Origin of the sequence: Pedobacter insulae (genome assembly GCF_900113525.1) — a bacterium.
GTDB lineage: Bacteria > Bacteroidota > Bacteroidia > Sphingobacteriales > Sphingobacteriaceae > Pedobacter > Pedobacter insulae.
In genome coordinates this window covers 394,611-418,235 of record NZ_FOPP01000004.1, presented here as the reverse complement: position 1 = coordinate 418,235, position 23,625 = coordinate 394,611, and the positions used below count along the sequence as shown (strand labels likewise).

Annotated in this window: 23 protein-coding genes and 1 tRNA gene; 2 read left to right on the top strand and 22 right to left on the bottom strand. The window is 37.8% G+C overall.

Annotation, left to right across the window (positions count from 1 at the left end):
- Positions 1–3 precede the first annotated feature (3 nt).
- The 3 genes from BM207_RS09175 to BM207_RS09170 all read right to left on the bottom strand — a co-directional run bounded on the left by BM207_RS09175 (position 4) and on the right by BM207_RS09170 (position 4,383).
- On the bottom strand, positions 4–870 hold the full coding sequence (locus BM207_RS09175; protein ID WP_090993266.1) for an OmpA family protein: 867 nt from the start codon (positions 868–870) through the stop codon (positions 4–6).
- Positions 871–976: 106 nt separating this feature from the next.
- A complete protein-coding gene (locus BM207_RS19100; protein WP_177217089.1) occupies positions 977–1,153 on the bottom strand; it encodes a hypothetical protein in 177 nt (58 codons plus the stop codon).
- Positions 1,154–1,221: 68 nt separating this feature from the next.
- Complete coding sequence (locus BM207_RS09170; RefSeq protein WP_218155037.1) at positions 1,222–4,383, bottom strand: beta-galactosidase, LacZ type; 3,162 nt, start codon at positions 4,381–4,383, stop codon at positions 1,222–1,224.
- Between the two features lie 209 nt (positions 4,384–4,592).
- On the opposite strand from BM207_RS09170, the gene BM207_RS09165 reads away from it, so the two are divergent.
- Both BM207_RS09165 and BM207_RS09160 read left to right on the top strand, forming a co-directional pair.
- Positions 4,593–4,665: transfer RNA gene (locus tag BM207_RS09165), tRNA-Lys, on the top strand.
- A 228-nt stretch (positions 4,666–4,893) separates the two neighbouring features.
- The gene (locus BM207_RS09160; RefSeq protein WP_090993265.1) at positions 4,894–6,183 is read left to right on the top strand and encodes a site-specific integrase; all 1,290 of its coding nucleotides are present in this window, start codon (positions 4,894–4,896) and stop codon (positions 6,181–6,183) included.
- A 208-nt stretch (positions 6,184–6,391) separates the two neighbouring features.
- Here BM207_RS09160 and BM207_RS09155 read toward each other — a convergent pair whose 3' ends face one another.
- From BM207_RS09155 to BM207_RS09065, 19 genes are all read right to left on the bottom strand, one after another.
- Positions 6,392–6,982, bottom strand: a complete 591-nt coding sequence (locus BM207_RS09155; protein ID WP_090993264.1) for a P63C domain-containing protein — start codon at positions 6,980–6,982, stop codon at positions 6,392–6,394.
- Positions 6,983–6,984: 2 nt separating this feature from the next.
- On the bottom strand, positions 6,985–8,199 hold the full coding sequence (locus BM207_RS09150; RefSeq protein WP_090993263.1) for an ImmA/IrrE family metallo-endopeptidase: 1,215 nt from the start codon (positions 8,197–8,199) through the stop codon (positions 6,985–6,987).
- Between the two features lie 600 nt (positions 8,200–8,799).
- Entirely contained in the window at positions 8,800–9,855 is a 1,056-nt protein-coding gene (locus tag BM207_RS09145) for a DUF932 domain-containing protein (RefSeq protein WP_090993262.1), read from the bottom strand.
- Positions 9,833–10,039, bottom strand: coding sequence for a hypothetical protein (locus BM207_RS09140; RefSeq protein WP_143095939.1), 207 nt, complete (start codon positions 10,037–10,039; stop codon positions 9,833–9,835). Before BM207_RS09140 ends, BM207_RS09145 begins: the two co-directional genes overlap by 23 nt.
- A 113-nt stretch (positions 10,040–10,152) precedes the next feature.
- Positions 10,153–10,830, bottom strand: coding sequence for a hypothetical protein (locus BM207_RS09135; RefSeq protein WP_143095938.1), 678 nt, complete (start codon positions 10,828–10,830; stop codon positions 10,153–10,155).
- Between the two features lie 469 nt (positions 10,831–11,299).
- Entirely contained in the window at positions 11,300–11,476 is a 177-nt protein-coding gene (locus BM207_RS09130; protein ID WP_090993259.1) for a histone H1, read from the bottom strand.
- Positions 11,477–11,568: 92 nt separating this feature from the next.
- The gene (locus BM207_RS09125; RefSeq protein ID WP_090993258.1) at positions 11,569–13,218 is read right to left on the bottom strand and encodes a hypothetical protein; all 1,650 of its coding nucleotides are present in this window, start codon (positions 13,216–13,218) and stop codon (positions 11,569–11,571) included.
- A 4-nt stretch (positions 13,219–13,222) separates the two neighbouring features.
- On the bottom strand, positions 13,223–14,275 hold the full coding sequence (traM, locus tag BM207_RS09120) for a conjugative transposon protein TraM (RefSeq protein WP_245768064.1): 1,053 nt from the start codon (positions 14,273–14,275) through the stop codon (positions 13,223–13,225).
- 38 nt (positions 14,276–14,313) lie between these two features.
- The gene (locus BM207_RS09115) at positions 14,314–14,529 is read right to left on the bottom strand and encodes a hypothetical protein (RefSeq protein ID WP_090993257.1); all 216 of its coding nucleotides are present in this window, start codon (positions 14,527–14,529) and stop codon (positions 14,314–14,316) included.
- Positions 14,530–14,533: 4 nt separating this feature from the next.
- Positions 14,534–15,148 (bottom strand): conjugative transposon protein TraK, encoded by a 615-nt coding sequence (traK, locus tag BM207_RS09110; RefSeq protein WP_090993256.1) that lies wholly within the window; start codon positions 15,146–15,148, stop codon positions 14,534–14,536.
- A 31-nt stretch (positions 15,149–15,179) separates the two neighbouring features.
- Positions 15,180–16,379: a conjugative transposon protein TraJ gene (gene traJ / locus BM207_RS09105; RefSeq protein ID WP_090993255.1), complete on the bottom strand. Its 1,200-nt coding sequence runs from the start codon at positions 16,377–16,379 to the stop codon at positions 15,180–15,182.
- Positions 16,380–16,385: 6 nt separating this feature from the next.
- The gene (locus BM207_RS09100) at positions 16,386–17,006 is read right to left on the bottom strand and encodes a hypothetical protein (RefSeq protein WP_090993347.1); all 621 of its coding nucleotides are present in this window, start codon (positions 17,004–17,006) and stop codon (positions 16,386–16,388) included.
- A gap of 40 nt (positions 17,007–17,046) precedes the next feature.
- Positions 17,047–17,739 (bottom strand): hypothetical protein, encoded by a 693-nt coding sequence (locus tag BM207_RS09095; RefSeq protein WP_090993254.1) that lies wholly within the window; start codon positions 17,737–17,739, stop codon positions 17,047–17,049.
- Entirely contained in the window at positions 17,726–18,463 is a 738-nt protein-coding gene (locus BM207_RS09090; protein ID WP_245768062.1) for a conjugal transfer protein TraI, read from the bottom strand. Before BM207_RS09090 ends, BM207_RS09095 begins: the two co-directional genes overlap by 14 nt.
- A 6-nt stretch (positions 18,464–18,469) precedes the next feature.
- Positions 18,470–20,929, bottom strand: a complete 2,460-nt coding sequence (locus BM207_RS09085) for a TraG family conjugative transposon ATPase (RefSeq protein WP_090993253.1) — start codon at positions 20,927–20,929, stop codon at positions 18,470–18,472.
- Between the two features lie 4 nt (positions 20,930–20,933).
- Positions 20,934–21,284 carry a DUF4133 domain-containing protein gene (locus tag BM207_RS09080; protein ID WP_090993252.1) on the bottom strand — a complete coding sequence of 117 codons (351 nt, stop codon included), beginning with the start codon at positions 21,282–21,284 and terminating at the stop codon, positions 20,934–20,936.
- 2 nt (positions 21,285–21,286) lie between these two features.
- A complete protein-coding gene (locus tag BM207_RS09075) occupies positions 21,287–21,631 on the bottom strand; it encodes a DUF4134 domain-containing protein (protein ID WP_090993251.1) in 345 nt (114 codons plus the stop codon).
- A 53-nt stretch (positions 21,632–21,684) separates the two neighbouring features.
- Complete coding sequence (locus tag BM207_RS09070) at positions 21,685–22,203, bottom strand: hypothetical protein (RefSeq protein ID WP_143095937.1); 519 nt, start codon at positions 22,201–22,203, stop codon at positions 21,685–21,687.
- 143 nt (positions 22,204–22,346) lie between these two features.
- A complete protein-coding gene (locus BM207_RS09065; protein ID WP_177217088.1) occupies positions 22,347–23,216 on the bottom strand; it encodes an RteC domain-containing protein in 870 nt (289 codons plus the stop codon).
- Between the last annotated feature and the right edge of the window lie 409 nt (positions 23,217–23,625).

Genomic DNA, 23,625 nt, shown 5'->3' with positions numbered 1-23,625 from the left:
AAGCTACTTATTTGTACCTGCCTCTGGCGCTTTTCCGATCAGGTCCATGAATTGGTCCAACTTAGGCGTGATAATAATCTGGGTACGTCTGTTTTTTGACTTTCCAGCTGGCGAATCGTTACTTGCAACGGGATTATATTCACCTCTACCACCTGCTGTTAAACGTTTAGGGTTAACACCATAATTATTCTGTAGTGCTTGCACAACCGACGAGGCTCTTAACGCACTCAAATCCCAATTGTTACGAATGTTAGGCATACTGATGGGCACATTGTCGGTATTACCTTCAATTAATACATCGTAGCCGCTATAATCTTTAATGATTTTAGCAATCTTACCCAAGGTAGCTCCTGCTTTATCGGAAATTTCATAACTACCTGATTTGTACAACATATTATCCGATAACGAAATATAAACAACGCCTTTTAATACTTGTACATCTACATCGTTCATTTCTTCACGACTCAATGACCTGGTTAAATTGTTAGTTAAAACTACATTAAGTGAATCGCTTTTGTTTTTACTATTCACTAATTGTTGAATGTATTTGTTCGACGAGTTGATTTCATCTACTAATTTTGAAATGTTAGCACCGCCTTGGTTACTAGAATTTAAACATTTTGTTAAAGCTTCTTGTAAAGAAGCAACATTTGCCCTCTCAGACGCTATTTGTTCTTCTAAACTTTTAACCCGAATTTTCGTACCAGACAAATCACTTTCACTGGCTTGAAGACGGGAATTTAATTCCTGATTGCTTTGCTGCAGCTTCGTGTTATTAGATTGCAATTCTGCATATTTTTTATTGCTTACACAACTTTGCGATAATGTTGCGGCTATAAGTAAGCATGATGCTATTACTGGATATTTCATTTCGTTTTATTTTAATAAATGGATAGAACTGTTATGTTAAGAACAATCCAGATTTGATAAAGTTTGAAATGCAAATAAAGAAGGCACCAGTTTCCCGGTGCCTTTTCTATTTTTGACCTCTCTTGCGGTCATTGTCTCTGTTCGATGTTTGGTCAGATCTTTGTCCACCGCCATTCGATATTCCCCTCATCTTTTTATCATCCTTTACACTATGATTGGTACGGTCTGCAATCGGACTTCCTTGGGTTGTCGGATTGTTTTTAGGCATATTCACATCTTTCATCTTATGTAGGTTTTATTAAAAAAAATTATTAAGTATCAAATAATAAACCCTTCATTTCTGTTTTTGTTTTATTTTACTGGTTTAATCCAATAACTATAGTGATGGTTCTTGTACGGGATTTGATATTCTTTTAAAGGTAATGAGCCCCAGCTATCTATTCCTTGCACTCCTAGTTGCTGTAAGTCAATGTGTACATAAACCTGATCTCTTTGTACTAGTTCGCCAGAGTGATATTGTTTCTTTTCTGCTTCAGGATCAAGATCCTCAATAGCGTAAGGTAATGCAGAAAAATTCAAAAAACTATCTATGTATTCAAATTTCAAACCCTTACCTTTTGCATTAGTAAAGGAGACCCACCGAACATCAGTTTTATTCCCACTTTCTTGTGGCCTCGCATATGGAAAATACTGCTCACTTACTTTCCCCTTATATAAACCGATTAAAGAGGCCGTTTTACGATCCCAGTAATTTTCACCAGGTCCGCGGCCGTAAAAGTGGATTGCATTAAACTCTTTATTCAATTGCAGATCATTCCCTATTCTCATCAGTACCTTGTGGCTTCCTTTAATAGCAATTAACTTATTGTCTACTTTGATCGTTCCGTCGGCTTGTATTGTAAAAAGTTGTTCAGTTTCAGAATCGCCATTTAGCAATGAAGAATGGAAAAATACGGTCAAAGCTTTATCAGCTAATCTTTCTATTTTTTTTGATAGTAATTTACTGCCTTCTTTATACACATTCCTCCACATTCTTGCCGATTTATTTAAGCCTGCGCCAATGTCATTATCTGTTGGAGCGCGGTAAAATGCCGGTTGAGGTCCTTGGGAAATTAGCTCCTGTCCCATTAAAACATAACTCGTTAATAAGCCTTTGTTTAAATCGAAACTTACTGCGAAGTCTTTTCCTTTTACTGTTAATTTTTCCGCACTTTCCTCAACCTTTAAGTCGCCATTGCCAGTTTTGGTTTGATATTGAGGAGCTGAGCCGCTGTATACAAATTGGTCTGTTGCAATTTCATATCCCTTTTCCAAAAACGGTTCTTCTGTTTTAAGCAGGTATCTTAAGGTAATAAGATACTCTTTACCGCTTTTGGAAACAGTTTTTATAGGGAGTGTAAATGTTTGTGTATTTCTTGGGCCAATTTCTAGGTTATTTACGATGCCAGTTTCAATAATGCGTCCATCTTCTAAAATCTCCCATTTCAATTGAATATTACTAATATCCCTAAAGAAGTAACTGTTGTTAATGCTAAGCTGTTTGTTACCTAAATAGTTGCTTTTTATAAACTGATAAACTTTCTTTGCTTCAATAGCCATTGGTGTTAAACCACGATAAGCAGTTACTACTCCTTTAACACAGAAATTATTATCGCTAAAGTTTTCATTAACCGGACCTTCTAACGGAAAATCGCCGCCATAGGCTAAAATTCTTTTTCCATTTTTTACCGTATCTATTGCCTGGTCTATCCACTCCCAAATAAAGCCTCCTTGAAGTTTTGGATTATTTTCAATAGCGTCCCAATATTCTTTAAAATTTCCTAGACTATTACCCATAATATGAGCGTATTCACTCATAATCATAGGTCTTTCGCTTTTTCCTTTCGAATATCTAACCAGCCAATTAGGGTCTGGGTATTGAGGTACAATCATATCCGTATTAAAGTCATTTTCAGCTCTTTCATATTGTACTGGGCGGAAATCTCTTTGTTTTAGCCATTCATAAGCCTCATAAAAGTTCACACCGTTTCCTGCCTCATTCCCTAACGACCAAGTAATTACAGAGGTATAGTTTTTATCTCTCTCATACATTCTAGTTATGCGCTCTAAATGAGGTACCCGCCATTGTTTGTCGTTACCAAAAGTCGTTTCTAAACTATAATAGCGGCCATGAGATTCAATATTTGCTTCATCAATTACATATAAACCATATTCATCACAAAGTTCCATCCAATAAGGATCTGGCGGATAATGTGAGTGGCGAACTGCATTAACGTTTAACTTTTTCATCATTTCCATGTCCTTTCTCATATCTTCATGAGAAAGCGTGTGACCTTGAGTGGCATTATGTTCGTGGCGATTCACGCCTTTTAAGAAGATTCTTTTTCCATTCACTAATAAGTCGCTGCCTTTGATTTCTACCGAGCGGAAACCAATGCGTTGAGGAATTACTTCAATTACTTTGTCGTTTTTGTCTTTAAGCGTCACATAGAGCGTATACAGGTATGGAATTTCTGCCGACCATGTTTTTACATTGCTTATCTGCGTTTTAAAAGAAAGGTTAGCTTTGTAATTGCCCAATACTTTTTGAAGTCCTGTAACATCTTTCCAAACATTATTTCCTTTTGCATCAAACAGATTTAGGGCAACATAAAAGCTATCAGGTCTACTATGGTTGGTTCGTTGATCTATCCTATAATTTTCAACTGTTAGGTCCACATTGAGTAAACCATTGGCATAGGTATTGTCTAAAGTACCTGTGGCTTTAAAGTCTCTGATATCTAATTTTGGAGTTGAGTAGAGATATACATCTCTTTCAATTCCAGAAATGCGCCACATGTCCTGACATTCTAGATAACTACCATCACTCCAACGGTAAACTTGTAATGCGATGGTATTTTCTCCTTGTTTTACGTATTTAGTAATGTCAAATTCGGCAGCAAGCTTGCTATCTTCGCTATAGCCAACCTTTTTGCCATTCACCCAAATGTAGAACGCAGACTTTACCGCACCCAAACTAATAAATATTTGTCTGTTTTTCCATGCTTCTGGGATATTGATCTTTCTCCTGTAAGAGCCAACCGGATTGTTATCTTCTGGAATATCGAAAGGAGGATTCATTCTATTTCCAGTATTTCTTTTTCCGGCAAATTCATAGGGTTGGTTTACATATATTGGAAGGCCATATCCATTAACTTCCCAATTTGCGGGCACTTTAAAGTTGTCCCATTTACTGTCATCAAAATCGCTTTTATAAAAATCTAAGGGTCTATTTCTAGGGTCTTGAACCCAATTAAATTTCCATGTTCCGTTTAAGGATAAAAAGTATTCAGATTTTTCCTTATTTCTTTTGGCTGCCAATTCCTGGTTTTCATAGGCATAGGCCGATGCCCTCATAGGCATTCTGTTAACAGAAACTACCTCGGGCGTTTGTAGCTCAGCAGGTAATTGTTGTGCTTGAACTTTTAAACTAAAAAGCAGCACAGCTAATAAGATCATTGCGTTTTTTTTCATTCGTGTGTCGTCGGTATAAAAAGAATCCAGCATTTTGGTTAATTACAGAACTAAATGTAGAGATGCTGAGTCTTTTATACTAATTAAATACCACGCAAACGTTTGTGTGGAGTTTATGATGTATCATACCCCATTTTTAACTTTTTTTATAAATACTTGGGTAGATAAGTTTTAATTTCTATATTTGCCCCTCCTTAATCAAAAGGATTGATTCCGTAGCTCAGCTGGTAGAGCATTACACTTTTAATGTAGTGGTCCTGGGTTCGAATCCCAGCGGGATCACGAAAGGCGCAAGAGATTGCGCCTTTTCTGTTTAAAAGATATTTTAAACCGCAATTCTGAAAAAATTATAAGTCATTTCAAACCATCTTAAACCATACAAACTGGTGCCCTAACTGGTGCCCAATTGTAATCGGTAAATTTGGGCACCAGTCATACTAGATCAAATTGATTTAAAGTGCTGAAGAACAATCTGAAAACAAATAAAATGTTTTACTAAAAGATTGAGAAATGAAAAGTAACCAAACCCTAAAAATCCTATTCTGGCACCGTAAATCAAAAGCCGATTCAAAGGGCCTTGCTCCTATTATTTGCAGGATTTCTATTGATGGAAATGATGCTGAATTTTCAACATCCCAAAAAGTACATGTTGAGGACTGGAACGTTGAAATGAAAAAAGTAATGAGGTCAACTGATTCTAAGAAAATTAATTCAGCCCTTAACCACATTGAGAGCTCACTCGAAGTTAATTTTAATGTATTAAAAACCCAGTATGATTCTGTTAGCCCATCAATGCTAAAAAACATTTACCAAAACATTCCTATTGAAGGCAAAAAGAATGAGGTAAAAGAACATAAAACACCTTCATTATTGGAAATAACTGAAATCCATATTAAAGATTTCAGCGAGTTGGTAGAGAAGAAAATACGATCAAAAGAGACATTAAAACAATGGAAAGCCACTCAAAAGAAGATTGTTGAGTTTTTAACATTTGAATTTAAGGTTACAGATCTTAGCTTATCAGCTATTGAATACTCCTTCGCACAGAAATTCTACAAATATCTTGCTGTAAAAAGAACTCCAGCGTTGCAAGATGCCGCTACAATGAAACAGATTAAAAATCTAAAACAGCTCTTAAATATAGCAGAAGCGAACCTGTGGATTCCTAAAAATCCAATTGCAAAATTCAAATGTGGGTCAGAAGATCCAGAGATAATACCTCTTGAAATATTCGAGGTAGAAACATTATGGAGAAAGAAGATTGATATTGAACGCTTAGCTAAAGTTAGGGATGCATTCATTTTCCAATGCTTTACAGGATTTGCCTATCAGGATATTTATAATCTAAGTAATGAGCATATAGTATACGTTGGATCAGAACATGAACCGTGGTTGGTAAAGGAACGAGGAAAAACAAAGGTTACAGAGATGGTTCCAGTACTTCCTATTGTTAGTGAACTAATAAAAAAGTATAAAAAACATCCTTATTGTAAAGTACATAATCGTTTAATTCCAGTAAACAGTAACTTTAGGTATAACGTCTATTTAAAAGAACTATCTGATATATGCAAGATTGGAAGACCGCTAAATAGTCATCTTGCACGGCATACATTCGCAGATATTATGTTAAATGTTCTGAATTTTCCATTAGAGGATGTAAGCAAAATGTTAGGTCACAAAAATATTCGCACTACTCACAGATATGCCAGAGTGAAGAAAAGCAGAATTGGCAAAAAGATGAATGAAGCTAAGGGTATATTATTTAATGAAAATGGAGAATTAAAGAATGCTTGTAAATAGGAAAATAAGAGTTATTCGGATCAAATATTCTCAATCCCAAGCTCAGGGAGCTAATTATAGCCAACGTTTACACTTAAAGTCCAATCATACAAAAACTCAATGATGGTTCAGTTTTGCTGAGCATAATTGTCAAACGTATTTACATTTACGGCGTAAAATTTGAGTAAAATATCATTTGATAACCTTACATTCACTTATCAAACGATATTTAGTTAGATGCCACAATTTTAAGTTGAACCGATAATTTATACTTTGCAGTATATTTTAATTCGAAATCATACCAATCATTAGAGTCCTTCATTACTTCAATTGCTTCCTTAATATAACTTTCAAGCAATAAAAGACCATCATCATTTAAGAACTGGAATAACTTAAATTTCTTTATATATCCGTTTACAAATGGGTTATCTTTTTTTAGAAGTGTTGGGAGAATATCTTTATCAAATCTTGCATAAATATATTTTTTGATATAAATTGCCACAACAGGTGGTTTGATAAATGAATTAGGGTTTAAGTTATCCCATTTCAATAACTGATACATCAATTTAAAAAATGGTATTCTATTCGGGAACATTGGCTCGTAGTCCCTTGCCATATCGCTTATAAGGTCTTTAACTTCCCTGATTGTAAATTCTAGACCATTCTGAAGTTGGTGTTTCTCTAAATCTTGCTTTAATGATGGTCTAGGCAGTAATGCTTCTGTATTGAAGAATAACATTCCCTGTTCATCTTTCTCTCTAAGCTTTTTTAGTTCAATTTTATCAGCATCTTGCTGAACATTTTTCAAATTATCTTCCATTGTTATATAGTATAAATGTCTACGTTTCGTTTACTGGAAATTTCTTTTACAGGAACAAATCTCAAAAATTCATCTGATTTAAATCTTTGTAATAGGTTGTCAAACGGTGGCATGTAACGATGAAATCTCTTATAATTTTCGTCATCGCCACTATCCCATGAATAAAATGTATAAATTATGCTATGGTGAACGTGGTTTTGTTCAGCAAACTGTTTAACATAACGATGTTCGTCAATGCGGTCACGAACAATGTCCATTTTTTCATCAGAAAACAGATATTTACGGGCAAATTCATTGGCTTCTGTCTCGCTAATCCTCATTGATTCGGTTTCGCCGGAAATGTGGTATTTTTCATTTAATATTTCGTCCCAATGGTACAAAACATGAAATAATTCATGAATAAGGGCGAACCACATAGTCGCGTAAAAATTGGTATATTTTGTAAGTACTATACATGGCTTGTCCCGATAGGCCAAAGTCGCACCACGAAGGTGAAGATCTTTAGTAAACTTGGGTACAACTATCAAAGTAACACCAAGTTTGAATAATGCTTGAGCTACTAATAAAAGTCCTTTTTCAACATTGATCGAATGCCAGCGGATCTGTGGAAAAAATTCTATTAATCCTTCTCTATCATATTGATAAGGGTTTGGAGTACGATCAAGACTTTGTTTTGCTGCTGCATACCAAAAACTTAGATTTTCTTTGTTAGTGGTACGCTTCCCGCTACTAAATGCAGCAGTAACTTTATGCTTGCTATGATCAAATATACTATCATACCCAAAAAATGAATTAATACGCTTTTCGATCTCATCAAATTCATTAATACTGTTGATGAAACCGATTTTTTTTAAGCTAGGTAAATTGAAGTTGTTAACGATGAAACTTCTACGCTTTGCCGCAGAGATTGCTTCATTGTGTGTATCGCTTACCAATTGAAAGTATTTATTAATAATTTCCTCGTGCGATACCTCAAGAAAGTCCGCTAATTTAGCGATAGTAAGAAAATCAACTTTTTTCGCTTCGCCCGTAAGTATCGCTGAAAGAGTTTTATGGTCAATCTCCATAATTCTCAATGCTTGATGTGTGGTTATATCCAAATAAGCCAGACGTTGCTCAAACAACTCGTTCAAAGGATAATAATTTAACTTAGAATCCTCCCTAAAGATCCTATTTAATAAATCGTCAATTTCTCTATGTTTTCCTTTATCGCTCATGTATTGTTAGGCGTTTTTCCCTGAAGTTACTTTCAGAGCACCTTATTTAGCTGTAAATATAAATAAAAGTCTGGCGTTTTTACCTAACTTTTATCAACATTTGCATAAACAGATAAATTATACTATTATCATTCGTGCTATTACCTTTTAAATATGGTAAACTAAAGTTAATTTTATAAAAAAACACCTGTATGAAACAAATGTTAATGATCCGTGCCTGTGCTGTGGCAAAATAGCCTATATCGTAAGTCCACGCCAAAGTTTGGTTTCTACAGATATGCTAATAAGCTTCAATATCCTACACTACAATATAGTTCAGCGCAATATTGATCCTATTGTTGCTTGTGATAAGGTTAAATCTGCGACCGATATACGATTTGTATGTTTCGATAGAATGGAAACAGAAGGTGAGTTGGCTTTTTTCGATCATACAAATAATAAAAGAAGTAATACTTTGAACAAAAACTTACCTGAATTACCAGGTAACTTATTCTCATTTAGCACAATCACTTTAAAAAACATTCAAAGCACTTAAGGCGCCGACAAAAAAATGCCCTCTACATTTAATTAATGAAGTGGGCATTTATTTACAACAAAAACCTAATTTAAAGCTTCTACGCCATTTTTAGCAAACATACTACATAAATCAAATGCGGTTTGACTTCTTTGCAAACCAGTTCCGTACATGATGGATTTGAATTTACTTTCATCATTCTTGTAATTTCTAACATTTTGAAAATAACCCGTAACGGCATTATAAGCACCAAAAACAGTTCCTTTTGTACTCACTTCCTGCTGGGTCGGACTTGCTAATGCATATTCCAAAACATTATTTACTATATTGTTATATGCACTTGAAAATTCATCATGTTTATTGGCTTTAAGATTGTTTAATGTTTCTTTATTTGGCACCATTGCCAACTGAACCAATCTTTTAACCTGTCTATCTGTAATTTTTACTTTCGACCAATGGTTAAAAACCTCTTCCAATTCGTTAGCCAATTGGTTAGTAATTCCCAAAAGTTGATGTGCCTGCTTCAAGCGCTCCTGTGCGCTAGCCGTGTGACGTATCTTAATCGAATTGGTATGGTTTTTTAGTGCGGCATTAAGCGTATTTTGGCAACAAATTCTAATAGGGGTAAAAGATGCAGTAATACTACCAAATCCATCATGGGAGGAAGTAAGGAACAAATATTTTTCAATGCAGTCCACCCTACCTACACGGATATAGTCGGGCAGTTTTGCAGTAATAAAAATTCGTTCCCCTTTGCCTAAAGCACCTGCAGTTTCATATAGTATTCCATCTTTACCACCTACAATGCTATCAAAGAAGGCAAATGCGTCTACGTTTTGTACAATATTGTAATCCTTGCCGACGACGCCTAAAACTTTGTTAGTATCGGTTCTTACGTTTGCATAAAAATTATCTACCTCGATATCAGGAATACTATTTAGCATTCCCTGTTGGTCGATGTATTCAGAAAAAGTAATCAAACTTCTTTTTGCTACTAGATAATCTAGTCCTGCATGTTTTATCGCTTCCGCACTTGTCGGGTAATCAGTAATGATCTGCCCCAAGCTATGCCATGCTTTTTCTTTGACACTAAAGAAACTATGTTTCTGTGTCTTTTCGTTATAATTTATGTTGTGTGCCATGATTGATATTTTTAATGTTCCTCACTCGTGAAACCAAAATTTCAGTTTCTAAAATATTGATGTTAGCGGTATCGCTTAATGTTAGTTTAGATTGGGTTTCTATTTCGTGTACGATATCCCCCAAATTGATATGGTCGGCATGAACTGCCACCCGAGCCATAATAAATATTGTCTCGTATTTCATCTTTATACAGTTATATTTTTAAGTGTAAGATGGAGCCTTAAAGGGTTCATTTTTTTTTGGATTTTGATAAATGAATAAACGCCCCCTGCAACCTGCAAAGGGCGTTACTTTAATTAAGCAGGAATAAAAATCTCTCCCTCGATTTCGGCTAATTTATCAACACATAAAGCATTTACCCTGCTTGCTACTTCACGGATGATGAAAGGGTTTTTAGTGGTAAATTCTCTGCCCTTATCATCTTCAAGAGTAAGGGTACAGCCTTGGAAAAAGTTCGTATCTGTTTCGTCTGCATCATCTTTTTGCGCTACCTCAAAGGCTTCTAAGGTGTTTATTGTTTCCAATAATTTACCTCTCTGATTGATACGACGGTTTAAGTCTAACGCCAACTTGATGGTTTTTTCTAAATTAAGGGCAGGTTTTTCTTCTTTCAACTGTTCCTTGATTTCAATCTTGGTAGGTTCAACTTTTGGTTGCTCCACTGCTGGCGTTCCTGTTTCGGGTTTTACGTGTTCCACATTTTTTAAATCGATTGATTGGGCGATGTCCTTAACCTCTTCGGCTTTTGTCTCTACCTTATTTGCTGTACCATTGTTTACAGGTTGACTAATTTTAACTTCTGATTTTCCATTTACGGCTGAACCGTTTAATTGTGCAGTTTTCATAACTTTTGATTTTAAATTTTTATTGATAATGATTTGAATAATTTCCCCTATTGGGGCAGTTCTGTTTAGGCGGTCGCTGTTTGCTGTACCGCTTTGGGTGGGTGGGCTTCTGTCCTTTGTTGCTATCATGTGGCTATCTTTTTTATAAATCCAGTCGGCAGGGCCTCCTGGCTTTTTGTTAAACCACCGCTCCTGACACAAGCCCTTTGTAAGGCAAGGCTTTGCGAAAAAAAATACGCTCCGAGCGCAGCGAGTGAGGAAGATTTTTTTTCAGCAAACCCGTAGGGCTTGGCCTTGACGTCAAAGGGCTTGTTCAGAAATTTTGCAACAAAAAGCCTAGGTGGAATTTTTACCCTGATCTTTCCGAAAGTTTATGGAAGATGATGCTGATATGATGTATTAGAAAGCGCAACGTTGGCGAGGCACGAAGCCATTGTTGCATAAATGCGGAAATCGGCTGAAGCGAGGTACGAGCAAAGCGGTTTTACCGCTGACTTATCTTTTAGCTAAAATTAAAAAAGAAATAAACCTGTAAAAAAAAAGCAAAAAAAATGCCTGACCGTTTCCAGTCAGGCATTTACCAAAACAGCTAAGCTGTTTATTTTTCGTTCTTTTTGGCAGTAACTTCGTTACGGATATCCTGCGCCAAAGTTTTTGTCTGCTGTAACGCATTTCTTAACCTTGTCCCCGCTGCCTTGTTGTTCTTTTCAAAAAATGCAGTGGCATCTGCTTCAGCTGATGCGATCAGCGCCTTTAATTCTGTGAATTTTTCCATACTATTTAAATTAAATTTTAGTGATCTATATTGCTTTTAGGCAATTTCCTTATTTTTTTTGTTGTACAGGTAGAAAAAACTAAGATATTAAATTATCTCCTAACACCTTGGCTCTCGCTGATTTCCTTTTCCTGACCCTTGGTGTTTTCCTGTGTACTTGAAAGCGCAGTCTCTTTCAAAAACTGTTCTCGTTTTTCTGGTTTACCATTTTCTGCATACATGTTCAACTGGCTGTATCGAGGTACCGCTTCCAAAAATACCTTCACCTCCTGCCCTTCCTTTTCAACTGTTACCAGCGGTCTGTTGCCATTGCGCAATGATGCTTCCAAAAGCACTTTCTTCGCAGGATCTTCCAGCTCCTTGATGTTAAACTTATCAAGAACTTTGTTGATATCGAAACCATAGGACGGGTCATGGTACTGGTTGATGCTGTAATTCTGAAAACGGTCTTTACCCTTATCAAAATCCAGCTTAATCCAAGCTTTGTAGGTCTCCCCTCCCATATTCATCATGTCATCACGATAAACCGAACGGCCCTGTATCAAATTAGCTGCTTGTTCAGCTGTAAAGCCTTTACCGCGCTCCAGCCAAATGGTCTGGGTTGCAGGGCTTGCATAATAGGTACGGTTGAACTCCTTTGCTACATAATTTACCTTGCCATTTTCCATGCTAGCTACCATTACTTTATTGGCCGCGTCTTTCCCTACCGCAAGTTCACTGTTACCTTTCTGCTCCTTAAAGAAAGCAAGTGCATCGCTCACATTTTCATGTTTCTTAACGATATTTTTTCCTTCTTCATTTTTGGTAATGACCATGTAATGCTGACCTTCTTCTAATGGTTTACCTTGGTTATGGCTAACTGTAAATTTGTTAAAGTAATAGAAATCAGATTGATTAGACTGCTTAAAATGAAGCGCTAGATCAACTTGCCCCTTTGTCGCTGGGATACTATCGTGAAGAATAAACTCGGGAACATCTTTTCTCATGTTATCTTCCATTTTCTCAATGAGCTTATCCTTGAAGCCCAGATTTTTCATCTCTTCTTTGAGATTTTCCAAATTGTTCAAATTCATAATAAATTGATTTTTTGGGTTGTTCTGAAAAGCCATTTGACTAAGTTTTTCAAGTTCTTCCCTGTTATTAATCCTGTTTCCTGGCAGATTGATATGGATATGGATTGGAAAAAGAACCGAACGCTCGTACCGTTCATTCCAATTCAACCACTTGGGGCCCATGCTGCCTTCCATTGGGGTCCCTGTAAAATATTTTAACATAAGAGAGGTGCTTGTATTCTGCATCTCCGATGCCTTGCGATAATCTTTTGCCAATAAGTTTTCACCAGCACTGTAGAGCATCCCTAATTGAGAGATAATGTAATCAAGTGGATCATCTCCCGTCATCCTGTTATCGAAGATGCGACTGTTATCACCTACCCATTGCAACTGCTTCAATTGCTGTTCGAGCATTACCGTATTTATCCCATCATGTTCCAAATGATGGTAAGCTTTATAATTATCGGGCAACCAAATAGCATAGCTTGAAAGCGTAGGGTGACCATAGGAGAAATTTAGATATGGTTCTATGGTTACCTCTTTTCCATCAAATACCCGGGTTACTTCAATTGGCTCTCCAGTTCTGTAGGCTATGGCATCCAAAATCTTCTGTTCCACCCCCTTGTCATATAGTCCACTTGCCTTTAACAGATCTATAATGGGTGCTATGCTATTTTCGTCCTGGCTCATTGTCTTATTTCTTATTGATGCGGATAAGTATGGGGTAATCAGCTTTGAGCTTGACTCTTACCTTTTTTAGCTTTTTGCTGAACAGGGATTTTGCGGCGTCTATTCCAGCTCCGGCGGCCTGTACTCCTAACGACTGATCCATGGAAAGGAACTGCATGCTTCTGATCGCATCATCAGCCCCACCGTTAACTGCGCCTGTCAATTCAGCTTCCGGTGCAGGAATACCAGGCATTCCGTCTAAACTATACACCGTCAGATCAACGGGGATAATAGAAGTTCCGAGTCTGATATTTTTAATCTGTAGCAACAAGCGTTGATTGGTAATGTTGCAGGTTCCAAACAAAAAATGTCCTTTTGGAATTAACTGACCATTCAGCCGAACGCTGTCACTCAATCGAAACTTAACCGTTGCTCCCTGAACCACCTTTTGATTTTCTACAATCGTGGCTGGCACAGCCCTGAACTGGCTGTCCCTAAACGAGTTCAGTTGTTCTTTTGAACGAGCGATTTCCGGGTTCTGAATGGCAATAATCTTATCCATCATCCCACTCAATTGTGCCATTTCCACGTCTTCTCCTTTTTCAGATTGCATAGTTTTCATCAAGGCTTCCAACCTGTCAACATCGTTTTTGATGGATGCTTCCTGCCTACCCTTTGATTGAGTGTAAGGATTTGAACGTGGCTGTTCTGTACGATTGATCTCTTTGTTCAAAGCTTCCAGCTTCTGATTAATGGCATCAGTCCTTATATCCTGCTCGTTTATATTTCTGGCCAAACGGGCATTAATACTATTCAGGCTACTATCCCCTACACTTTCCTTAATGTAAGAGCTGTCCGTATCAGACTGCTTATAAAAACCCATTTTATCAGTTGGCTCTTCCTTTTTGAAAGCTGCATCTGGTAGGTCGGCATTGATTTCTCGATGACCTTTTTGAAGATCTGCATCTCTACCTTTACCCCCGCCCATCGCATAAAATCCCAGTGCCAAAAATGGGACAATGAGTAATGGAATGATGAGTAACTGTTTCCGCTTGTCCTTTTTGTTGATTGTTTCCATAATCTTATTTTTAAATGATTTTTCTGTATTTGATTAAATCAGCCTAGCGCCCTAATGAGCAGAAATGTACAATAGCACCCAAAAGCCGCACAAAAAATTATCAGAATAGCCATCCATAACTTGCCAGAAATGTTCCTTGTTTTTCTGTTGAGATAATTGGCTAATGTTCTTTGCCTATCGATAATCTTTTTGGCAATTTTCTCGGCAATCGCATCGCCACCAATTGATGTACTGTTTTTCCTAAAGAGTTTCATACGTTTAGGGCTTTAAGGGTAAGTCGCTATTCTCCAAAGTTTCCCAGCGTTGGATCAGAAAACCATGAGGATTATTATCACTGCGTCCGACATTTCGCAAATACCCTTGGGTAACCAGTTTTCTGTTTACTGTAGCACTCGAACGGATAAGTTGTTGTGTAGCATAACAGCGGAAATAATAGGGATACTGCTCAATATCAAGATGAACACTATCAATTGTTATTTCCTGTGAGATATTGGCCGAAATCAGGTTGCTGTAGAAACCTTGTTCCTTCAGATTATCGTAACTTTTCTTTGCGCTTTGGTCTGATAGTTCCAGAGCTTTGCTAATGTTGCGCTGGATGACCTTTTCATCAGGATCAAGAGTAAAAAAGTAGTGATGGAACATTTTTACGTGATCCCTGATCTCTACAGGTAGGTTGCTTTTCCGTTCGGTACTAAAAGCTTCTATGGCTTTTCCGTTGGCAAGGATGTAAACTTTTGCCTGTGCTTTACCAACCATTTCATAGCTCTTGTAAATGGCAAATCCTGAAATGGTAATGCAGGCAATGATCAGAAAAAGACTGAATCTTTTGATGTGCCTGAATGCGGTATCTATATTTCTTAGTTGACTGAACATGGGTAAATAGATTAGGTGTTACTATTAATGATTATGATTTTCCTTCCTTACCACTCAGCTTATCGTGTTGATGTTGTCCAGGCGTTTGATCTGGCAAATAATCGCCATTACTGGAAGCAGCATAACCCTGTTGCATATTGCGGTAAGCATTGCCCATCATATCTGCAGCCATTCCAGCTCCAGATGATGCGGTTTTCATTCCCGTACTGTTGGTACTACTAATGATGGCATTTACCTTTTGGAGGATAGCATTACCACCACCTGCATGGACAACATAGTTTGCCACATTGGGTACAGAAAAATAACCTATGATACCGATCAGCAAAAATATGAGGTAAGCTGTATCTGTCCCGCTGAAAAAGGTATCGCCCTGTTGTTCGATCTGGGAAAGGTCTAGTTTTAGCATGTTCTCCTGTATCTTCCCCAAAATACTCCCGAAGATATTGGCAATGGGCAACCAAAGAAAGATGTTGATATACCTTGCCAGCCAAACCGTAAGCGTATTCTGAAAACCATCGAATACCGCAAAGCCGAATACCAGCGGACCTAAAATGGCCAGAACAATCAGGAAAAATGTCCTTACGGTATTGATGCACAATGAAGCTGCTGCATAAAGCACCTCAAAAATTTCCTTCATCCATTGTTTGATGGAGTTACGAAAGTTATAGGACTGCTTCTCCATAAAAAACTGGATGTCATGCCCCAATCCGTCCAAAATACCGTCACTACCTTGTTCTGGAAAAGTATACTTCAACCATTTTTCACGGTCTCCACTCCCATTTTCTCCAACGTACATTTGCCAATGCTTGCTTTTTTTTATGGCGGCTTCCTTTGCTTTAAGCAGGCGTTCTATGGTCTTGTTGCTATCACTTACCATTTTTCCAGTAGCTGAAACAGTTGGCTGTAATACCCCGTTCATCAGCGAAATGACCAGTGGAAACATCATAATCGCCATTCCCAAAGCAAAAGGTCTGAGCAATGGGTAAAAATCTATGGGTTCGGCACTGGCAATCTGGCGCCATACACGGCTGGCGATATACCATAGTGCACCAAATCCCGCTATCCCCCTGCCCACATCGATGAGCCGACTGCATAGTGGCAACATCTCGCTGTACACCCTGTCAAGAACGGGTTGCATTCCGCCCAGTGTTTCCGCTATGCCCTGTGAATATGCGCCAAGTGGCGAGAGCAGGGCAAATGCTCCAATGCATAAAATATTTACCTTTTTCATCACAGCTCAATTTTGGTTATAATATCTTCTGGTGGCACTGATATCCGATTTCTCCTTTTGCCTTTGTAAATTGAGTATGCTCGCCTCTTTATTGAAACTTCTTAAAAAGATGAGCTTGTCCTGCATGTCCAAAAAAATTCTGTCGATTGCCCTCAAGCGCTCATCATCGCTCATTCTTAGTTTTGAAGAGGTGATTACTGTTAAAAGTTCATCCAGGTTATTAATGCTCTGGTCGAAAAGCCGTCCATAAATACCGGATAGATAACTTAGTTCTTCAGGGCTAAAAGAGTCGGCATTTCTGAAACGGTTGTAGGCAGATTTGTATTCTGAAATCAAATGCTGCTGATAGGTGATGATATCCGCAATCCTTTCATATTTCCTGATTTCTGGATTGATCAGCATCAGACCGTCCAGAAATACCTCATGCATGGAAAAGTTGCCCTGTGAAATATTTTTCACCACATTATATCCATTGGAGACAATGGTATATCCACGCTTCATATCTGAAAGGATATTTTTCAACTGGCTGAGCTTCTCTACATTTAGCAGGAGCTGCTGTACCTCTGTAGACTGTGCCCTTAACTTAAAAACTGTAGATGAAAGACAGACCAACAATAAAGTCAGCATTAAATACAGGATGCTTTTTACACCCTTTACTTTAATTATTCTAATCGTTTCCATAAATTTTTCTTAAATGGTTAATAGATTTTTGTTCGTTCTTTCTTTGATGAATGAGCAGGTTTACCTCGTCTGTAAAGCTTTGTGCAAATGCAGCTTTTTCCTGCATCCTTTCATAAATGCCATCCAATCTTTCTATCCGCTCATCATCACTCATTTCCAGCCTTCCAGAAGTGATGACCAGTAAGAGTTCCTCCATGTCATCCAGGCAATCATCGGTTACCCTATCCTTTACACCTAATATGTACTGGTTGTCGGAAAGTTTCAGTTCATCATTTTCACCGATATTTTTGAAAGCTTTAATGATGGAGACTTGCAGGGAAATGATACTGGAAACTTTTGCATTTTTTCTGATGACAGGATTAACGCTTTTAAGCGAGGAAAAAAAGGTGCTGTGCAAACTGAACTCGCCATTCTTTATATCCTTAACAGTACCTATTCCATTGCCGACAATATCATAACCTTTTTTGAGGTAGCCTGCATACATCTTCAAGGCAACCAATTGTTCGAGCAGGTATTTTTTCTGCGTTTTTTTCTGGTTGAAGAATTCACCCCAGGTTTGACCAAAAGTGTTTGTACCTATAAAAAGTAATAGAAATACTAGCCCTAAAAGTCTGATTGGTTTCGATACAGACATACATTTATGGCTATAACTACTTTGTTGTTGTCTATTGAATTCCATACAATTCTTTTAAAATAGTTACCTCATCCAACGATTTTGCCCTTTGAATGCTCAACAGGCTATTTTGGGTATTGAAAGATTTTAGGTCGCTAAAGTTGGTATCCATTTGAGCGGCAGCAGCATTTATGATTTCCAGTCTTTTAGCATCGCTCATCTGCGTTTTAAATGAATTCACCACAAGCAGGATTTGGTCTAAATTTTTGATGCTTTCATCCAATATGCCCGAATAAACTTTCTGCATGAGCTCCAGTTCATCAGCGGTAAAATGTTTATCTTTTTGGAACAGTCCCCATGCCCACTTGTACTCATCGACAATGGCAATCTGTTTTTCGGTTAGATCCTTGATCCTCTTGTAATAGGCAATGGCTGATTTGACTTTCCATAGCTCTTCGTAATAATTTTTGTAGAGTTCTTTCTGCTTTTCCGTCCAATCGGCTATTTCAGTCAGCTTTAATTTAGAAAGCTGGTTTTCCAATACCTTTTGAGCATTTTGCAGCCAGATGGTTTCGTTCTGTAGACGCTGAACCTTAAGGTCGACAGCCTTGATTACTTTTTTTACTCCTGCTTTAATGACTTCCAAAACTGCTATCTGAGCATTTGCCCCTGTGGGCATGGACACAAATAGCGTCATGGCGCTCACTGGGAGGATGACCATGTATTTTTTCATAACTCTTTTGATTGCACCGATGCAGGCAACTGCACCAGTTTCGTGAAATGATATCATAACTGATTATTGTTTATGTTTTAATTCGTTTGCTAGTACTGCTATCCCCTTTTGGATACTTCCATATCGTTGTGCATAAGTTTGAACCTGAAGCTTTTCACTTTCCTCGGTGGTATAGGCGAGATACTCGCTTGTTGAAACTTCTGTGCGGTAAACCTTGCTGTATTGTCCTCCTAGAGAGATAAATACCTCCTTGTATTTGAGTTTGGGATCATTGGCTTTGTTCATCGAAAGTATCTGCGACTTTTCCTTTTCTGTAAGCCCCAAAAGTTCCTGTATAGCGTCAAACTTGTTTTGGTATTTTGACTGGTCGAGCAATATCTTACAGTCTGAATTATTGATGATGGCCTGTTTTACAATCGGCGAACTGATGATATCCTCTACCTCTTGGGTTACCACAATGGCTTCTCCAAAATACTTTCTTACCGTTTTGAAGAGGTATTTGATGTATTCTGCCATACCCTCTTTTGCAATGGCTTTCCAGCATTCCTCAATTAGCAAAACCTTACGTATCCCCTTCAACTTTCTCATTTTGGAAATGAACATCTCCATCAGGATCAGTGTAACCACGGGAAATAATATCGGATGGTCTTTGATATTGTCCAACTCTATTACAATAAATGGCTGATGCAATAATTCCAGATTTTCAGATGCGTTCAACAGGTAATCAAACTCGCCTCCACGGTAGTATGGATTAAGGACATACAGAAAATTATTGATATCAAAATCCCTATCTTTTACCTTACTGGTTTCCAACACCTGTACATATTCATTGCTCAGAAACTCATAAAATGTATTGAAACAAGGGAAAATATCAGGTCTGTTTGCCAGTTGGGCAAAGTAAAGCGTCAATGCATTTGATAAGGCTACATATTCCGAACGCCTGAAATTTTCATCGTCTTTTTTCCATAAGGCAAGTAATAACGTTTTAATGCTTTCCTTTTTCTCCGTGTCCAAAACATCACCTTCAGAAAGGTAAAATGGATTGAATTTAATGGGGTCGCTCTCGCTGTAGGTAAAATAATAGCCTCCTACCAGATCACACAAACCTTTGTAGCTATGTCCCACATCCACCAATACCACATGAGCCCCTTGCTCATAGTAGGAACGAACCATGTGGTTGGTGAAAAATGATTTTCCGCTACCACTTGGCCCCAAAACAAACTTGTTCCGGTTGGTAGTAAAACCCATCCTCATAGGTTCGTCAGAAATATCGACATGTACGGGCCTACCATAAAGGCGATCACCTAAACGTAATCCAAATGGACTGAGAGAAGAACGGTAGCCCGTTTCCAGATTGAAAAAGCAGGTTGCCTGTTCTATAAAAGTGTCGAAGGTATCGTTCATAGGAAAATCGGCAGCATTTCCGGGAAGTCCAGCCCACCAGATTTGAGCTTGACCATCGGTTTCCTGTTTGGCAACTGCATCCAACTGTGCCATTGCCGACGATACGAGATTTTTAAGGTCTCTGCTTTTTTCTTGGTCTTCCGACCATACCAATACATTGAAATGTGCCTTGATAGGTAATCGTTGCAGGGCAATTGCCTCGTTCAGAAAGTCGTTTGTGGCATCTCCTGAAATTGAATTTTCTCTCGAATAGGCAGATAAGGATTGTAGACGGAGCTTTTTGGCTTCCAATCTTTTGATGGTTTTCTGCACATCTGATACAAAAACATATTGGCTCAAGATATGGTTGCAATTTAAGAGTGAACCTAATGGACTTGCAAAACCAACGGAAAACTTGCTCCTGTCCGTACTGTACTTATCATAATTGATACGGCTTCCGCAAAGTGCAGGCATATTTTCCGTATCACATAAGGTGTAGAGTTCAACTTTTTTATCGCCAACTACGATCTCATCTTTCACGTGGATATCACGGATCATTGGTTGGTTATTCTTGTTCAATAAAAAGCAATATCTTTCTATAATGCCAGCTTTGTTTGCAGTTCCAGCCAACTCATCATCGTTCAAACTTTTTAGTCCAACAAATCCACTATCAGTCAGTATGCGCTCAAACTGCCCCGCACTGTCCAGAAAATCCTTAAAAAGTATAGGAGAAATGGTTTGGCTGGGTACAATGGCCTTTCGCAAAATATTACTGTATACCGAACTGGAAAGCTTTCTTTCTTTTGGTTTCTGGGTTAGGAAAATATAGCACTCATGATCCAAAAATGGTCTTTCGTTGAAGAATACCTCACTGCTACGGGATAGGAAACTGCGATCAATAGTATAATCAGCTTTGTATTTGGTTTCGGTAAACCAGTCCTGCTTTAGGAAAATGCTGTGCTGTGGTAACAATTTAATTGCCTTTACCCAAGTCTGGTGATACGCCTCGTAATCTCTTTCTGATAAGGTAAAGATTTCTGGAAGCTCCACTCTATAGCCAATGGTTACATCGCCATGCATCGAAATAATGGCGTTGTTCTCCACCTTGTAAATGGGCAATATGTCTTTTGCTTCTACCATTGGATTAGTTTTTAAATGATGTTGTTGGAATATTCGATTTGCTTTTGAGCGAGGTAAACAATCGTCTGGAACGGAATTTCAAGTAATTTGGAAGGCTACGTTTTGCCCAAAATTTCATCAAGCCATGCTCACCAAAACGGTGGCTTAAGCGGAATACACCGAAAAAAAGTGTTGTTCCAAGGGTGATGATCAATGGTAATAGCACCAAAAGGCTCAGTCCAGAAATGTAGAGAATGGCAAAGCTGATGAGTAATAGAACCAGTCCTACAGCTAGATAGGCAATGTACTGTGCCTTTAAGCCTCTAAATTCTATAGGTCTGGTTACACCTTTATTGATTTTATAAACGCTGGCCATGGCTATATCCCGAAAAATGATTTAAGAACAGTTGCCACTACCACCAAAAAGATACAGCTACCGAACCAGGCTGCAGCTACCTTGTTGGTATCAGGCTCTCCGGCATTCCACTTATTGAAAACTTTAATTGCCCCTATGATGCCAACAACTGCACCGATGGCATACATCAGGTCGGTTCCCGTGTCGAAATAGCCTTTTACCTTGTTGGTTGCTTCCTGTATCCCTGCATTTCCATCCTGGGCGAAAAGAGACAGACTGGTCAACAAATTGTAGATACAAAGGGTAAATAATAGCAATAGAGACTTGCCTAAATTTTGGTTGCCGTTATTATTGGATTGACGTTTCATAATGTTTTTGATTTTACAGCTTGAGAATAAATTTTGATGCTAATTGGTAGATGTTAATCCCAGAGATTTTCCAATTCTTCTTTCGAGAGGTGGAATGGGGCATGTTCAGCAATAAACTGGTTAATCTGAACTATGCGTGGGTTGGAACCAATCTGTCCATATTTTGCCCTGACCATTTCCATCATATTGAAAAAGTCCTGTTTGTTACCTTCCTCTTTTTCCAGAATGGAAAAAATTTCTTTCAGCTCCTGAAGTACATCTGGTATTAGTCCAAGCTGTTCAGATTTGGCATTTTCATCCTCTCTAAAACTGACTTGCCCCATACTTACCGTACTCGTTCCTTCAGCTAGTTTAGAAGCGCCCAGCAGCCCATCATGTTCTTCAAATTTCTGGATAGGCTCTTCTACCTTATCTGCCCAGCGGCGAGGAAACGGTTCTTTGAAAGGTGATCCTTTGCTAAAAAATAGGTTAAGTTCTTTACGGAAGTAAAACAGGATGATACCCGAATACCAGAGCAAGGTGAGTAGAAGTATTGCAAGCCAAAACTCCTGCCATGTAAATTGTGCCAACATAAATTCTTTGCTTTTCTCCCAAGCACCATTGCATTGGGGTTTGATGAAGCAAAGTTTCTAAGCTTTCGATTTTATGTTTGGCAACCAGTTGGGTACTACCCAAAAATAAAAACACAACATCCTAATAAACAATCCATTACTAATTACCTGAAATTAGGTCTAGGAACAAATTCATCGTCGTCATCTATTCTTTTATCAATAGCTGTTTTCATTTGATCGAGGTATTTGGTCTTGCTTAGCCGTTTGCGTTGTTTGATTTCCGAAAATCTCCTTGAAGGTTTACCAATCGCAATGTTGAATATCTTCTCAAATAATCTTACGATCTCAGCTATTCCAGCATTGCCGTTGTTGATTTCGCCAGTATAATACAAACCGTATGCAAGTTCTACCAGATTGATGGCCTCCCCTGTCCAACGGTATTCCTTTTTGTCTACAGATCTATTTTCAGTAAAGTTCGTACCCTCCAGTTTTACTATTTCTTCGGCCAGATAAAGCTGGATTTTTTCCATTGCTAAAATTTTTGCCACTAAATAGTCTGCTGGGGTTGAAAATCTTTCATCACGTTCAAGCTTAGGCTTGAGTAACCAATGGGGATGTTCCTCAACTTTTCTTAAGAAAAGTTGTGCATCCATCTCAGTTGCTCCAGAGTAGTAATAATTCACCAGATTTTGGTTGTAGCAACGAAAAGAGCAAATCTTCTGGATTTCATCGGTATAGAATTTCTTCAATATCTTCTTGCAGCCCTTCGGTTTTTTAAAAGTGATATCTTGCAATGTCAAATAATAAATCTGCAAAGACCTGAACTTGGGCTTCACTGTCTTGAAAAACAAAATTTCTTCCTGCTGATCATCAAAACTTCCTGTTAGCACCAATGATTGCAGTGCATTCATAAAATGGTTTGCGGTTTTAAGGTAAGGTACAGGATCAATTATAGCTTCCCTGTTATCCTGTTCCAATTGCTCTATAGTTTCTAAGAGCTCTTCAAAAAGTTTAGTTGCTGCTATTAAAATCATATTCAAGAAAATTATACAGCTTATCGCCGTCGAGTGAAGATTAAATTTTGAGCGTTTAATTTCATTGATACTTTTATTGCAATAAAATGCAATAAGAATGCAACTGAACATTAAGACATAAAGGTTGATAGACTTACTATGTGTTACAAGTGGAAGTAAATAAAAAAAATCTCCACCTGAATTAAAAAAGACATTTCTGAGCACGAAATAGGAGAATTTTAGATGGATTTATTTGTCATAAAAAATAAAAAGTACAATTTAATGCATCTTTTAAAATGAACCATATTCTAAACTATTCCGCTACACTTGATGAGTAGACAACTGATTTTTTTGGCGTTGTAAATGTGTGGTAGGAAGAATATTTTAGACCGAGTAAAATGTTTATATTTGAAATTAGCCTGTCATCATT